At 53.0% G+C, this 14077-nt stretch carries 13 protein-coding genes; all 13 read right to left on the bottom strand.

Features of this window, described 5'->3' with window-relative positions; translation table 11 throughout:
• Window positions 1-198: 198 nt before the first annotated feature.
• Complete coding sequence (glmS, locus tag HV340_RS23110; protein WP_044857050.1) at window positions 199-2028, bottom strand: glutamine--fructose-6-phosphate transaminase (isomerizing); 1830 nt, start codon at window positions 2026-2028, stop codon at window positions 199-201.
• Window positions 2029-2256: 228 nt separating this feature from the next.
• Complete coding sequence (gene glmU, locus HV340_RS23105) at window positions 2257-3627, bottom strand: bifunctional UDP-N-acetylglucosamine diphosphorylase/glucosamine-1-phosphate N-acetyltransferase GlmU (RefSeq protein WP_049021947.1); 1371 nt, start codon at window positions 3625-3627, stop codon at window positions 2257-2259.
• 305 nt (window positions 3628-3932) lie between these two features.
• Window positions 3933-4352, bottom strand: a complete 420-nt coding sequence (locus tag HV340_RS23100; RefSeq protein WP_006177560.1) for a F0F1 ATP synthase subunit epsilon — start codon at window positions 4350-4352, stop codon at window positions 3933-3935.
• A gap of 20 nt (window positions 4353-4372) precedes the next feature.
• Complete coding sequence (atpD, locus tag HV340_RS23095; RefSeq protein WP_006177559.1) at window positions 4373-5755, bottom strand: F0F1 ATP synthase subunit beta; 1383 nt, start codon at window positions 5753-5755, stop codon at window positions 4373-4375.
• Window positions 5756-5786: 31 nt separating this feature from the next.
• A complete protein-coding gene (gene atpG / locus HV340_RS23090; protein WP_020882764.1) occupies window positions 5787-6650 on the bottom strand; it encodes a F0F1 ATP synthase subunit gamma in 864 nt (287 codons plus the stop codon).
• Between the two features lie 51 nt (window positions 6651-6701).
• A complete protein-coding gene (gene atpA / locus HV340_RS23085; RefSeq protein ID WP_006808751.1) occupies window positions 6702-8243 on the bottom strand; it encodes a F0F1 ATP synthase subunit alpha in 1542 nt (513 codons plus the stop codon).
• A gap of 12 nt (window positions 8244-8255) precedes the next feature.
• Complete coding sequence (gene atpH / locus HV340_RS23080; protein ID WP_014172281.1) at window positions 8256-8789, bottom strand: F0F1 ATP synthase subunit delta; 534 nt, start codon at window positions 8787-8789, stop codon at window positions 8256-8258.
• Between the two features lie 14 nt (window positions 8790-8803).
• Complete coding sequence (gene atpF / locus HV340_RS23075) at window positions 8804-9274, bottom strand: F0F1 ATP synthase subunit B (protein WP_003862370.1); 471 nt, start codon at window positions 9272-9274, stop codon at window positions 8804-8806.
• 48 nt (window positions 9275-9322) lie between these two features.
• Window positions 9323-9562 carry a F0F1 ATP synthase subunit C gene (gene atpE, locus HV340_RS23070; protein WP_000429386.1) on the bottom strand — a complete coding sequence of 80 codons (240 nt, stop codon included), beginning with the start codon at window positions 9560-9562 and terminating at the stop codon, window positions 9323-9325.
• 49 nt (window positions 9563-9611) lie between these two features.
• A complete protein-coding gene (atpB, locus tag HV340_RS23065; RefSeq protein WP_014172280.1) occupies window positions 9612-10427 on the bottom strand; it encodes a F0F1 ATP synthase subunit A in 816 nt (271 codons plus the stop codon).
• 8 nt (window positions 10428-10435) lie between these two features.
• Window positions 10436-10816: a F0F1 ATP synthase subunit I gene (gene atpI / locus HV340_RS23060; protein WP_008500194.1), complete on the bottom strand. Its 381-nt coding sequence runs from the start codon at window positions 10814-10816 to the stop codon at window positions 10436-10438.
• 616 nt (window positions 10817-11432) lie between these two features.
• Window positions 11433-12056, bottom strand: a complete 624-nt coding sequence (rsmG, locus tag HV340_RS23055) for a 16S rRNA (guanine(527)-N(7))-methyltransferase RsmG (RefSeq protein WP_032679279.1) — start codon at window positions 12054-12056, stop codon at window positions 11433-11435.
• Between the two features lie 100 nt (window positions 12057-12156).
• A complete protein-coding gene (gene mnmG / locus HV340_RS23050) occupies window positions 12157-14046 on the bottom strand; it encodes a tRNA uridine-5-carboxymethylaminomethyl(34) synthesis enzyme MnmG (protein WP_063925792.1) in 1890 nt (629 codons plus the stop codon).
• Window positions 14047-14077: the final 31 nt, after the last annotated feature.

Below are 14077 nucleotides of genomic sequence, written 5' to 3'. Positions count from 1 at the left end.
ATATCAGTAAAAATTCATTTAATTATCATCTAGTTAACCACTTACATGACAGCAAGTTTTCAGAAATATTTTCTTTATGTGACACTGAAAAAAGTAGCTGAAGATGACAGATTGTCATAAATAAAAATGCGGATGGGTTGATTAAAAACAAACCAGGAAGGGTAAAAAAGCTCCACCCGAAGGTGGAGCCTGAGGGGATTATTCTACGGTGACCGATTTCGCCAGGTTACGTGGCTGGTCAACGTCAGTGCCTTTGATCAGCGCGACGTGATAGGCCAGCAACTGCAGCGGAACGGTGTAGAAGATAGGGGCAATCACCTCTTCCACATGCGGCATCTCGATGATGTGCATATTGTCGCTGCTCGCAAAGCCGGCGTCTTTATCGGCGAAGACGTACAGTACACCACCGCGGGCGCGGACTTCTTCGATATTGGACTTCAGTTTTTCCAGCAGTTCGTTGTTAGGTGCCACAACGATGACCGGCATGTCTGCGTCAATCAGCGCCAGCGGGCCGTGTTTCAGCTCGCCTGCTGCGTAAGCTTCCGCGTGGATGTAGGAGATCTCTTTCAGCTTCAACGCGCCTTCCAGCGCAATTGGATACTGATCGCCACGGCCGAGGAACAGGGCGTGATGTTTGTCAGAGAAATCTTCCGCCAGCGCTTCAATGCGTTTGTCCTGAGACAGCATCTGCTCAATACGGCTTGGCAGCGCCTGCAGGCCATGAACGATGTCATGCTCAACAGCCGCATCCTGCCCTTTCAGACGCGCCAGTTTCGCCACCAGCATCAGCAGAACGGTCAGCTGAGTGGTAAACGCTTTGGTGGAGGCCACGCCGATTTCCGTACCTGCGTTGGTCATCAGCGCCAGATCGGATTCACGAACCAGCGAAGAACCCGGCACGTTACAGATGGCCAGAGAGCCCAGATAACCCAGCTCTTTAGAGAGACGCAGCGCCGCCAGGGTGTCCGCCGTTTCGCCAGACTGGGAAAGGGTGATCATCAGGCTATTACGACGCACCGCGGATTTGCGGTAGCGGAATTCTGAAGCAATTTCCACATCACACGGAACACCGGCCAGGGATTCAAACCAGTAGCGTGAGACCATACCGGAGTTGTAGGAGGTACCGCAGGCCACGATCTGAATATGCTCAACCTTACCGAGCAGCTCATTGGCGTTGGCGCCCAGTTCGCTCAGGTCCACCTCGCCGTGGCTGATGCGCCCGGTCAGGGTGTTTTTGATGGCGTTCGGCTGCTCGTAAATTTCTTTCTGCATGTAGTGACGGTAAGCGCCTTTGTCGCCTGCGTCGTACTGCAGATTGGATTCGATCTCCGGGCGTTTCACCTGCTCGCCTTTGGTATCGAATACCGTCACGCTGCGACGCGTCACTTCCGCGATATCACCCTCTTCCAGGAAGATAAAGCGACGGGTAACCGGCAGAAGTGCCAGCTGGTCAGAGGCGATAAAGTTCTCGCCCATGCCCAGACCGATAACCATTGGGCTACCGGAACGTGCGGCCAGCAGCGTGGATGGATCGCGTGAATCCATGATTACCGTACCGTACGCACCGCGCAGCTGAGGGATCGCGCGCAGCACCGCTTCACGCAGTGTACCGCCCTGCTCCAGCTCCCAGTGAACCAGGTGAGCAATAACTTCGGTGTCGGTTTCAGAGACGAAGGTATAGCCGCGCGCTTTAAGTTCTTCGCGCAGCGGTTCGTGGTTTTCGATAATGCCGTTATGCACGACCACGATGTGTTCGGACACATGCGGGTGCGCATTGCCTTCTGACGGTTCGCCGTGGGTCGCCCAGCGGGTGTGCGCAATACCCGTGCCACCGTGCAGCGGATGATCTTCCGCAGCCTGGGCCAGCATCTGCACTTTACCGAGACGACGCAGACGGGTCATATGCCCTTCTGCATCCACAACTGCCAGACCGGCAGAGTCGTAACCACGGTATTCCAGACGACGTAAACCTTCGAGAAGGATTTCAGCAATATCACGCTGCGCAACTGCGCCAACAATTCCACACATAGTTTAATTTCCTGATTATGGCGTTATGCCATGCGTTGTCGCTGACCTGTATTTGCCCTTTCCGGGCACCCCGAGCCTTGTAGAGAGTGGGGTTATTGTTATAAGTACTGCCTTTGGGGGGAGGATTATGTTATCCCCTCACCCCATCCCTCTCCCCAGAGGGGCGAGGGCGAAAAACACCGCACCGAACGAGCGCTCTCCTCACGGGAGAGAGCAGGGTGCAGGTCGTTACTTTTTCTTCACCGGGCGTTTCCAGCCCTGCTTGTGAACCTGCGGCACGCGGCTCAGCACCAGCTCATTGTCGGCAACATCGCGCGTCACGGTCGTCCCGGCGGCAATGGTTACCCCGTTCCCGACCGTCACCGGTGCCACCAGCTGTGTATCAGAACCGACAAACACATCATCACCGATGATGGTTTTAAACTTGTTTGCACCGTCATAGTTGCAGGTGATTGTTCCTGCACCAATGTTCACGTTATCGCCAATTTCTGCATCGCCCAGGTAGGTTAAATGGCCGGCTTTGGAACCTTTGCCCAGACGCGCTTTTTTCATCTCAACGAAGTTGCCAACATGGGCGCCTTCGAGCAATTCAGCGCCAGGGCGCAGGCGTGCGAACGGCCCAATGGTGCATGCCGCGTCCAGATGTGCATCTTCAACCACGCTGTACGGGCTAATGTCGCAGTCGTCACCGATGACGCTGTTTTTGATAACACAACCGGCACCAATTTTGACGCGGTGGCCAAGCGTGACGTTGCCTTCAAAGATAACGTTAGTATCGATTTCAACGTCGCGCCCGTGAGATAAGGTCCCGCGCAGATCGAAACGCGCCGGGTCACGCAGCATAACGCCTGCCAGGAGCAGTTTTTCAGCCTGTTCGGACTGATAAACGCGTTCCAGGCGGGAAAGCTGAAGGCGGTTATTCACCCCTTCGGTTTCGCTAATGCGTGCCGGATGAACCGCCGCAATCTCACGCCCTTCCTGATAGGCCATCGCGATGATGTCGGTGATGTAGTACTCACCCTGCGCATTATTGTTGTTGAGCTTCGACAGCCAGCGCTTCAGGTCCGCGCCATTGGCAATCAGGATACCGGTGTTGATCTCCTGAATCTGACGCTGTGCGTCGCTGGCATCTTTATGCTCAACGATACCCGTTACGTTACCGTTTTCGCGGGTAATGCGGCCATAGCCGGTCGGATCGTCAAGCACGACGGTTAACAACCCGATGCCACCCTGCGGTTTAGCTTCACGCAGGCGGGCAAGGGTGTCGACAGAGATCAGCGGGACGTCGCCGTAAAGCATCAGAATATCTTCGTCATCCGCAAAGAACGGGGCGGCCTGCTGCATGGCGTGTCCGGTCCCCAACTGTTCTGCCTGAAGCACCCAGTTGAGTTTGTCATCGTTCAGCGTCTTTTTAAGCAGATCGCCGCCGTGACCATAGACCAGATGGACCTGACGGGCACCCAGTTCATTAGCGGCATCAATGACATGCTGCACCATCGGCTTTCCTGCCAGCGTGTGCAGTACCTTTGGAAGATCGGAATACATGCGGGTACCTTTACCGGCGGCAAGGATGACCACGCTCATTGTATTGTTCAACATACGCGTCCTGACTGTAATTTGAGTAAGAAGTTAAACCCGTTGACGTTGAAAATTCTACATATTTTGCGTCATAAAATGGAATGGCGGTAAAACGTTCAACATCAGCCAATAATGGCTATTTGAGGCGATTTTTAGGGGCAGAGTAAACCCCTTTTTCTCTGGAAAATAGCCTTCTCGCGGTAAGTCGCTAGCACACACAATAGCTTAGCTATTCTTTTGGATCATGAATAAAGATCGGTGTGATACGAAACCATAAAAAAAGCCAGCCTGGAAACCAGACTGGCTTTGTGCTTTTCAAGCCGGTGTTACATCGCTTTTTTGGTCAACTCGATAACGCGCAGTTTCGCGATCGCTTTGGCCAGCTCCGCAGACGCCTGAGCGTAATCCACGTCACCATGAGAGCTGCTAATGTGCTCTTCAGCCTTACGCTTCGATTCCAGGGCTCGTGCTTCGTCGAGATCCTGGCCACGAATAGCGGTATCGGCCAGAACGGTCACGCTGCCAGGCTGCACTTCAAGAATGCCGCCGGACAGATAGATAAACTCTTCATGACCGAACTGTTTAACGATGCGGATCATACCAGGCTTAATGGCGGTGAGCAGCGGTGCGTGACCCGGGAAAATACCCAGTTCACCTTCACTACCCGTTACCTGGATTTTCTCGACCAGACCAGAGAACATTTGTTGCTCTGCGCTGACGACGTCCAGGTGGTAAGTCATTGCCATATCACCCTCCGATTAAGGCGTTAAAGTTTTTTGGCTTTTTCCACGGCTTCGTCGATGGAACCAACCATGTAGAACGCCTGCTCCGGCAGGTGATCGTATTCGCCTTCCATTATGCCTTTAAAGCCACGGATGGTGTCTTTCAGGGAAACGTATTTACCCGGAGAACCGGTGAATACTTCCGCAACGAAGAACGGCTGGGACAGGAAGCGCTGGATCTTACGCGCACGTGCTACCACCAGTTTGTCTTCTTCAGACAGCTCATCCATACCCAGGATGGCGATGATGTCTTTCAGTTCCTGGTAACGCTGCAGCAGGGACTGTACGCCACGCGCGGTGTCGTAGTGTTCCTGACCCACAACCAGTGGATCCAGCTGACGGCTGGTGGAGTCAAGCGGGTCAACGGCCGGGTAGATACCCAGAGACGCGATCTGACGGCTCAGTACCACGGTTGCGTCAAGGTGCGCAAAGGTGGTGGCTGGGGATGGGTCAGTCAAGTCATCCGCAGGTACGTATACCGCCTGAACGGAGGTAATAGAACCGGTTTTGGTAGAGGTGATACGTTCCTGAAGAACACCCATCTCTTCCGCCAGCGTCGGCTGATAACCTACCGCTGAAGGCATACGACCCAGCAGTGCAGATACTTCCGTACCGGCCAGGGTGTAACGATAGATGTTATCAACGAACAGCAGAACGTCACGGCCTTCGTCACGGAACTTCTCAGCCATAGTCAGGCCAGTCAGCGCAACGCGCAGACGGTTTCCTGGTGGCTCGTTCATCTGGCCGTAAACCAGGGATACTTTGTCCAGAACGTTGGAGTCGGTCATTTCGTGGTAGAAGTCGTTACCCTCACGAGTACGTTCACCTACGCCCGCAAATACGGAGTAACCGGAGTGCTCGATCGCGATGTTACGGATCAGCTCCATCATGTTTACGGTTTTACCTACACCCGCACCACCGAACAGACCAACTTTACCGCCCTTCGCAAACGGACACATCAGGTCGATAACTTTGATGCCGGTTTCCAGCAGTTCCTGAGAGCTGGACAGCTCTTCGTAGGAAGGTGCTGCGCGGTGGATAGCCCAACGCTCTTCTTCACCGATGTCGCCTTTCATGTCGATTGGTTGACCCAATACGTTCATGATACGACCCAGTGTTGCTTTACCTACCGGGACTTCGATCGGGTGCTCAAGGTCTTTAACTTCCAGACCACGACGCAGACCGTCGGAAGAACCCATCGCGATGGTACGCACGATACCGCCGCCGAGCTGCTGCTGAACTTCCAGCACCAGGCTCTCGTTACCATTCTGTACCTCAAGCGCGTCGTACACGCGTGGTACGGCGTCCTGAGGGAACTCGACGTCCACCACGGCGCCGATTACCTGGACAATCTTTCCAGTAGCCATCTTGAATCCTCTACGTAATTCGTAAACCTGGTTAAACCGCGGCGGCCCCCGAGACGATCTCGGTGAGTTCCTGAGTAATGCTGGCCTGACGAGCTTTGTTGTAAACCAACTGCAGCTCTTTAATCAGGCTGCCGCCATTATCGGTCGCGGCTTTCATCGCCACCATTCGTGCGGCCTGCTCGCTGGCCAGGTTTTCTACAACGCCCTGATAAACCTGAGATTCAACGTAACGACGCAGCAGGGTATCCAACAGCGGTTTCGGATCGGGTTCATACAGGTAATCCCAGGATTTTTGCTTCAGCTCGTCATCTTCTGATGCCGGTAAAGGCAGCATCTGAGTGAGCGTTGGAACCTGAGACATGGTGTTAATAAATTTGTTGCTGACAACGTACAGTCTGTCCAGACGGCCTTCATCATAAGCCTGCAACATCACTTTAACCGGGCCGATCAACTCGGACAGGGAAGGGTTATCACCCATACCCGTCACCTGAGCGACAATGTTGCCACCAACGGAGTTAAAGAAAGAGACGCCTTTAGAGCCGATCATTGCGATATCGCACTGAACGCCTTTTTCAGACCATGCTTTCATATCCGCCAGCAGTTTTTTGAACAGGTTAATGTTCAAGCCGCCACACAGACCACGGTCGGTCGACACCACCAGGTAGCCCACGCGCTTAACGTCGCGTTCTTCCAGGTAAGGGTGCTTATATTCCAGATTACCGTTTGCAAGGTGACCAATCACTTTGCGCATGGTTTCTGCATAAGGACGGCTGGCCGCCATGCGATCCTGCGATTTACGCATTTTGGAAGCGGCGACCATCTCCATCGCTTTAGTGATCTTTTGCGTGTTCTGGACGCTTGCGATCTTACTACGTATCTCTTTTGCGCCGGCCATGAGCTTCTCCTCAATGCCAGGCGGCTTGTCCTGAGACAAGCCGCCGGACGATTACCAGGATTGGGTTGCTTTGAAGGAATCGAGGATAGCTTTCAGCTTGCCTTCGATTTCGTCGTTATAGCCACCGGTCTGGTTGATCTCTTGCATCAGCGGAGCGTGATCACGGTCGACGTAAGCCAGCAGAGCGGCTTCGAAGCTACCGATTTTCGCCAGTTCCACATCTTCGAGGTAACCGCGTTCAGCCGCGAACAGAACCAGGCCCTGCTGAGCAACAGACATTGGTGCGTACTGTTTCTGCTTCAGCAGCTCGGTCACTTTCTGACCGTGGCTCAGCTGTTTACGGGTTGCTTCGTCCAGATCGGATGCGAACTGAGAGAACGCAGCCAGTTCACGATACTGTGCCAGCGCGGTACGAATACCACCGGACAGTTTCTTGATGATCTTGGTCTGAGCAGCACCACCCACACGGGATACGGAGATACCCGGGTTAACTGCCGGACGAATACCGGAGTTAAACAGGTTGGTTTCCAGGAAGATCTGACCATCGGTAATGGAGATTACGTTGGTCGGAACGAACGCAGAAACGTCACCCGCCTGGGTTTCAATGATTGGCAGCGCGGTCAGAGAGCCGGTTTTACCCTTCACTTCACCTTTGGTGAAGTTCTCGACATATTCCGCGTTAACGCGGGAAGCACGCTCCAGCAGACGAGAGTGGAGGTAGAATACGTCGCCAGGAAACGCTTCACGTCCAGGTGGACGACGGAGCAGCAGGGAAACCTGACGATATGCAACGGCCTGTTTAGACAGGTCATCGTATACGATCAGCGCATCTTCACCGCGGTCACGGAAGTATTCGCCCATTGCGCAACCGGCGTATGGTGCCAGGTATTGCAGTGCAGCAGATTCAGAAGCGGTCGCCACAACGACGATGGTGTTAGACAGCGCGCCGTGCTCTTCCAGTTTACGAACCACGTTAGAAATGGTGGACGCTTTCTGGCCGATAGCCACGTACACACATTTGATGCCGGAGTCACGCTGGTTGATGATGGCGTCGATAGCCATCGCGGTTTTACCGGTCTGACGGTCACCGATGATCAGTTCACGCTGGCCACGACCGATTGGAATCATGGCATCAACGGACTTATAACCAGTCTGCACTGGCTGATCAACGGACTGACGGTCGATAACGCCTGGTGCGATAACTTCGATTGGGGAGAAGCCATCGTGCTCAACCGGACCTTTACCGTCGATTGGCGCACCCAGGGTGTTAACAACGCGACCCAGCAGGCCACGGCCAACCGGCACTTCCAGAATACGGCCAGTACACTTAACCTTCATGCCTTCGGCGAGGTCAGCGTATGGACCCATCACAACTGCACCTACGGAGTCGCGCTCCAGGTTCAGTGCGATAGCGTAACGGTTACCCGGCAGGGAAATCATCTCACCCTGCATACAATCGGCCAGGCCGTGGATGCGGATAACACCGTCACTTACAGAAACAATAGTACCTTCGTTGTGAGCTTCGCTCACAACACTGAACTGAGCAATGCGCTGCTTGATCAGTTCGCTGATTTCGGTGGAATTCAGTTGCATGCTCCAGTCCCCTTAAGACTGCAAGACGTCTGCAAGGCGTTCAAGACGGCCGCGTACGCTGCCATCAATGACCATATCACCCGAACGGATGATTACGCCTGCCATTACAGACTTATCGATTTTGCAATTCAGCTTAACTTTGCGTGACAGACGTTTTTCCATCGCGGCGGTAATTTTCGCAAGCTGTTCATCACTCAGTTCAGTCGCAGAAGTCACTTCGACTTCAGCGGTAGCTTCACTAAGGGCACGTAAGTGCTCAAACTGCTCGAGAACATCCGGGAGCACACGGAGACGACCATTTTCTGCCATTACCTTAATCAGGTTCTGACCATTGGCATCCAGTTGCTCTCCGCACACGGCGATAAACGACGCGGCGAGAGTTTCAGGCGCTAACGCACCAGAAAGCAACTCGGCCATTTGTTCGTTTTTCGTCACCTCAGCGGCAAACGCCAGCATATCCTGCCAGCGATCGACATTTTGGTGTTCGACAGCAAAGTCAAAAGCTGCTTTGGCGTAGGGGCGAGCTACCGTAACAAATTCAGACATCAGCCCCTCCCTCCTTACAGTTCAGCGACAAGTTTGTCCACGATGTCGCTGTTAGCAGCTTCATCCACGGAACGTTCGATGATCTTCTCGGCGCCAGCAACAGCCAGAATCGCAACCTGCTTACGCAGTTCTTCGCGAGCACGTTTACGCTCAGCTTCAATTTCAGCCTGAGCTTGTGTCACGATCTTAGTACGTTCCTGTTCTGCTTCAGCTTTGGCTTCGTCCAGGATCTGCGAACGGCGTTTGTTAGCCTGTTCGATGATAACCTGAGCTTCCGCTTTCGCTTTTTTCAGCTGGTCTGTCGCGTTGGCCTGTGCAAGGTCCAAATCTTTCTTAGCGCGTTCTGCAGAAGCCAGACCGTCAGCAATTTCTTTCTGACGTTTTTCGATGGCAGCCATTAAAGGCGGCCATACATACTTCATGCAGAACCAGACAAAGAGAATAAACGCGATGGCCTGGCCGAGGATTGTTGCGTTCATGTTCACAGCACAATACCTCTTTAATATCTGTGGCTTAGGGTTTTAAAACTACTACTACGCGACAGCAAACATCACGTACAGACCCAGACCTACAGCGATCATTGGGATAGCATCCACCAGACCCATAACGATAAAGAACTGAGTACGCAGCAGAGGAATCAGATCAGGTTGACGCGCTGCGCCTTCCAGGAATTTGCCCCCGAGGATGCCGATACCGATCGCAGCACCGATAGCCGCCAGACCCATCATCACAGCGGCAGCCATGTACAGCAGATCCATATTCAGGTTTTCCATGACAGTCTCCAGTTTGTTTCAATTAAAACGTAGTAGTGTTGGTAAAAAATCAGTGCTCTTCAGACGCCATCGACAGATAGACGATCGTCAGAACCATGAAGATAAAGGCTTGCAGCGTAATGATCAGGATGTGGAAAATGGCCCAAGGCACATTCAGAATCCACTGTGACCACCACGGCAGAAGACCCGCGATCAGAATGAAAATCAGCTCACCCGCATACATGTTGCCGAACAGTCGCAGACCCAGTGAAACAGGTTTGGACAGCAGGCTAACGCCTTCCAGGATCAGGTTGACCGGAATAAACGCCCAGTGGTTGAACGGCTGCAAGGTAAGCTCTTTCACGAAGCCGCTTACGCCTTTCATTTTGATGCTGTAGAAAAGAATCAGGATAAACACACCCAGCGCCATCGACAGGGTGATGTTCACGTCAGCGGACGGCACCACGCGCAGTGCTGGCAGACCGAGGACATGTTCGCCAATCCACGGCAGGAAATCGATTGGCAGCAGGTCCATCAGGTTCATCAGGAACACCCAAACGAACACGGTCAGGGCCAGCGGAGCAATCAGCTTGCTCTTACCATGGTACATGTCTTTGACGCTGCCATGGACGAAGCCGATGATCATTTCGATGAACGTCTGGAATTTCCCTGGAACACCGCTGGTCGCTCTTTTCGCAACACCGCGGAACATGGCCAGGAACAGAAGACCCAAAACGACCGAGAAGAACATGGAGTCGATGTTGATCGTCCAGAAGGTGGCCGGGGGGTTATGCGGATCCACCAGCGAGAATGTACGCAGGTCCAGCTGAAGGTTATTCAGATGGTGACCTATGTAATCCTGCGGCGTCATATTTTCTGAAGCCATGATGCCTTTTACCCTTTGTTGTTGATTACAGCTGGAGCCAGAACTTGTACCACCAGCACCAAAACCCACGTTGCTATCAGCGGCATGAATACCACTTTCAAAACCGCCAGCGCCATCACCAGTAGAGCAAAGGTCAGCAACACCTTACACACTTCACCGAGAGCGAAGGACCAGGCCACACGGCCTTTGGCGGGTGTATGCGCCTGATGACGCCAGGCAAAAATCATAAACAATACGTTTGGCAGAACAACCGCCAAACCCCCGCACACGGCGGAGATGCCCCAGAAGGGGTCTTTGAGGCTAAACAGCAGTCCACTTGCTATCACAGCCAGAAACTGAATGAACAGAAGCTTACGAGCAACGTTTCTACTCAAGAGCGACACAGACATCACGTTTTTACTCCTGCTCCCTTCGAGGTATGCCGCGTGTCGTATAAAACGTCCTTTAAGGCTCAGAGTCAAGCATCAAAAAGCGGTCAAATTATACGGTGCGCACCCGTGATTTCAAACATTAAGTAGCGAAAAGGTGAATAAATGTTTAAATATTTTTCCCCGCCGCTATTTTTTAACTTTTCCTGAAAGCCACGACCTTCGACCAAAACTGCAAACAGCGCGAAAACGTTGGCTACAAAGCGTGCACGAGATCACAAAACACACATTTGCGATAAGGGTGTATTTATCAAAGACGCAAATCGGTTTATTTCATCTTTATGAAATTAAAGACAAATTATCGTAACTATTTTCAAAACAGCCCGGTATACAATAAAAACCTTTTATTGACATTCTTAATAAATATTTAACATTCAATTCTGGTTGCCGTATTCCACTTTTAGCAGGCTGATATTTTCGATGTTGACTATCTTCATGCTGAACAATGGCTGTTACGTTAACCGTTAGAAAAACCTTAGTAACACAGAGGTTAAACTCTGTTCGGTAAAACCCGAGAATTTGTGCTGTTATTTAACATGGTCAGAACAGCACGAATTCCACAATTTTTATTAAATATTTAAAAATTGTTTGGCTTAATTATCACCAGATGGCGTTCACCCTCAAGCTGAGGAATGTTTAATTTCTCAACGGATTCGACAGCAAAACCCTCCGGAAGCTGTTCAATTTCATCGCCCGGCAACTGCCCTTTCAGGGCATAAAAGCGGCCATCTTGTGCAGGCAAGTGCTTACACCAGCTCACCATATCATTGAGCGACGCAAACGCGCGGCTGATAACACCGTCAAACGGCGGCTCCGCGGGGAACGCCTCTACCCTGCTCTGTACAGGGGCGATGTTCTCCAGCTTCAGCTCATGCTGGACCTGACGTAAAAAACGGACGCGTTTGCCAAGGCTGTCCAGCAGCGTGAAATGGCTCTCAGGGCGGACAATCGACAGCGGGATCCCCGGCAGGCCAGGACCTGTGCCCACATCGATAAAGCGCTCCCCTTTGAGATACGGCGCAACCACGATGCTATCGAGGATATGACGAACCAGCATCTCGTTGGGGTCGCGAACAGACGTCAGGTTGTACGCTTTATTCCATTTGTTCAGCATATCGACATAGGCCACCAGCTGAGTTTTCTGGTGATCGGTGAGCGAAATACCTGCCTGTTCCAGCAGACGAGAGAGTTTATTGAGCACAGTGGGTACCTGTTTAGACATAAATTGCCCGGTGGCGCTTACCGGGCCTACGAATTAGCAGGGCGGGTAGCGAAGCGCCACCCGCCAAAAGCACTGGATATTATGCGCTACGGCGCAGCATACCTTGCTTTTTCAGCCACACCAGCAGAATCGAAATCGCGGCAGGTGTGACACCGGAGATACGGGATGCCTGACCGATCGACACAGGCTTGTGATCGTTCAGCTTGGCGATCACTTCATTGGAAAGCCCCGTCACCTGACGGTAGTCCAGCATTTCCGGCAGCAGCGTATTTTCGTTGCGCTGCTGTTTTTCAATCTCATCCTGCTGACGCGCGATGTAACCTTCGTATTTGACCTGGATCTCAACCTGTTCAGCCGCTTCAGCGTCTTCAAGGCCAGGCGCGAACGCGGTCAGTTTCACCAGGTTCTCGTAGGTCACTTCAGGGCGACGTAGCAAGTCTTCGCCGCTGGCTTCGCGCGAAAGCGGCGCAGTTAAGTGAGCATTCACTTCTGCAGCGGTTTCCGCCTGTGGATTCACCCAGGTGGTTTTCAGGCGCTGACGTTCCTGCTCAATGCGTTCCAGTTTTTCGTTATAGCGCGCCCAACGTTCGTCATCCACCAGACCCAGTTCACGACCCACTTCGGTCAGACGCAGATCGGCATTATCTTCGCGCAGCATCAGGCGATATTCCGCGCGAGAGGTAAACATACGGTACGGTTCTTTGGTACCAAGGGTGCAAAGATCGTCGACCAGCACGCCCAGATAAGCCTGAGAACGCGCAGGTGCCCAGCCCTCTTTCTCCGCAGAGAAGCGTGCTGCGTTCAGACCGGCAAGCAGACCCTGAGCGGCAGCTTCTTCGTAACCGGTCGTGCCGTTAATCTGGCCGGCGAAGAACAGACCGTGGATGAATTTGCTCTCCAGGGTTGGCTTCAGGTCACGCGGATCGAAGAAATCGTACTCAATAGCGTAGCCAGGACGAACGATTTTCGCGTTCTCCATACCCTGCATTGAGCGAACAATTTGCATCTGCACATCGAACGGCAGGCTGGTGGAGATGCCGTTCGGGTAAATTTCATTTGACATCAGTCCTTCCGGCTCCAGGAAGATCTGGTGCTGGTTACGATCGGCAAAGCGCATCACCTTGTCTTCGATCGATGGACAGTAACGCGGGCCGATCCCTTCGATCACGCCAGCGTACATTGGGCTGCGGTCGAGGTTATTGCGGATCACGTCATGGGTTTTTTCGTTGGTATGCGTGATGTAGCACGGTACCTGCTGCGGATGTTGAGCCGCATTGCCCATGAACGAGAACACCGGCATGGGGTTATCGCCGTGCTGTTGTGCCAGCACGCTGAAATCAATGGTGCGCGCATCAATACGCGGTGGCGTGCCTGTTTTCAGGCGACTGACGCGCAGCGGAAGTTCACGCAGACGACGAGACAGCGGAATGGACGGCGGATCGCCAGCACGGCCACCGCTGTAGTTATCCAGACCGATATGGATTTTGCCATCCAGGAAGGTCCCGACAGTCAGTACGACGGCTTTCGCGCGGAACTTGAGGCCCATCTGGGTTACGGCACCCACAACGCGATCGTTTTCAACGATAAGATCTTCTACCGCCTGCTGGAAGATCATCAGGTTTGGCTGATTCTCCAGGGCAGTACGTACCGCCTGACGGTAAAGCACGCGGTCTGCCTGAGCACGGGTGGCGCGCACAGCGGGACCTTTGCTCGCGTTTAGTATCCTAAACTGGATGCCGGCATGATCGATCGCTTTCGCCATCAGGCCGCCAAGTGCATCCACTTCTTTTACCAGGTGTCCTTTCCCAATGCCGCCAATCGCCGGATTACAGGACATTTGTCCCAGCGTGTCGATATTGTGTGTCAAAAGCAGGGTCTGCTGACCCATTCGCGCTGCGGCCATTGCGGCCTCAGTGCCTGCATGACCCCCGCCAATGATGATGACGTCAAAAGGATCCTGATAAAACATGGTGGTCTGCCTCGCGTAAAGCGGTATGAAA

Source organism: Enterobacter sp. RHBSTW-00975, assembly GCF_013615235.1.
In the GTDB taxonomy this organism is placed as follows: domain Bacteria; phylum Pseudomonadota; class Gammaproteobacteria; order Enterobacterales; family Enterobacteriaceae; genus Enterobacter; species Enterobacter ludwigii.
This window is presented reverse-complemented; position numbering and strand designations above follow the sequence as displayed.

Excerpts from the sequence above, each read along its gene's own strand:
- atpI (WP_008500194.1), bottom strand. The coding sequence starts at position 10,816 with ATGTCTGTGTCGCTCTTGAGTAGAAACGTTGCTCGTAAGCTTCTGTTC.
- glmU (WP_049021947.1), bottom strand. The coding sequence starts at position 3,627 with ATGTTGAACAATACAATGAGCGTGGTCATCCTTGCCGCCGGTAAAGGT.
- atpH (WP_014172281.1), bottom strand. The coding sequence starts at position 8,789 with ATGTCTGAATTTGTTACGGTAGCTCGCCCCTACGCCAAAGCAGCTTTT.
- HV340_RS23100 (WP_006177560.1), bottom strand. The coding sequence starts at position 4,352 with ATGGCAATGACTTACCACCTGGACGTCGTCAGCGCAGAGCAACAAATG.
- mnmG (WP_063925792.1), bottom strand. The coding sequence starts at position 14,046 with ATGTTTTATCAGGATCCTTTTGACGTCATCATCATTGGCGGGGGTCAT.
- atpA (WP_006808751.1), bottom strand. The coding sequence starts at position 8,243 with ATGCAACTGAATTCCACCGAAATCAGCGAACTGATCAAGCAGCGCATT.
- atpB (WP_014172280.1), bottom strand. The coding sequence starts at position 10,427 with ATGGCTTCAGAAAATATGACGCCGCAGGATTACATAGGTCACCATCTG.
- atpG (WP_020882764.1), bottom strand. The coding sequence starts at position 6,650 with ATGGCCGGCGCAAAAGAGATACGTAGTAAGATCGCAAGCGTCCAGAAC.
- atpD (WP_006177559.1), bottom strand. The coding sequence starts at position 5,755 with ATGGCTACTGGAAAGATTGTCCAGGTAATCGGCGCCGTGGTGGACGTC.
- glmS (WP_044857050.1), bottom strand. The coding sequence starts at position 2,028 with ATGTGTGGAATTGTTGGCGCAGTTGCGCAGCGTGATATTGCTGAAATC.
- atpE (WP_000429386.1), bottom strand. The coding sequence starts at position 9,562 with ATGGAAAACCTGAATATGGATCTGCTGTACATGGCTGCCGCTGTGATG.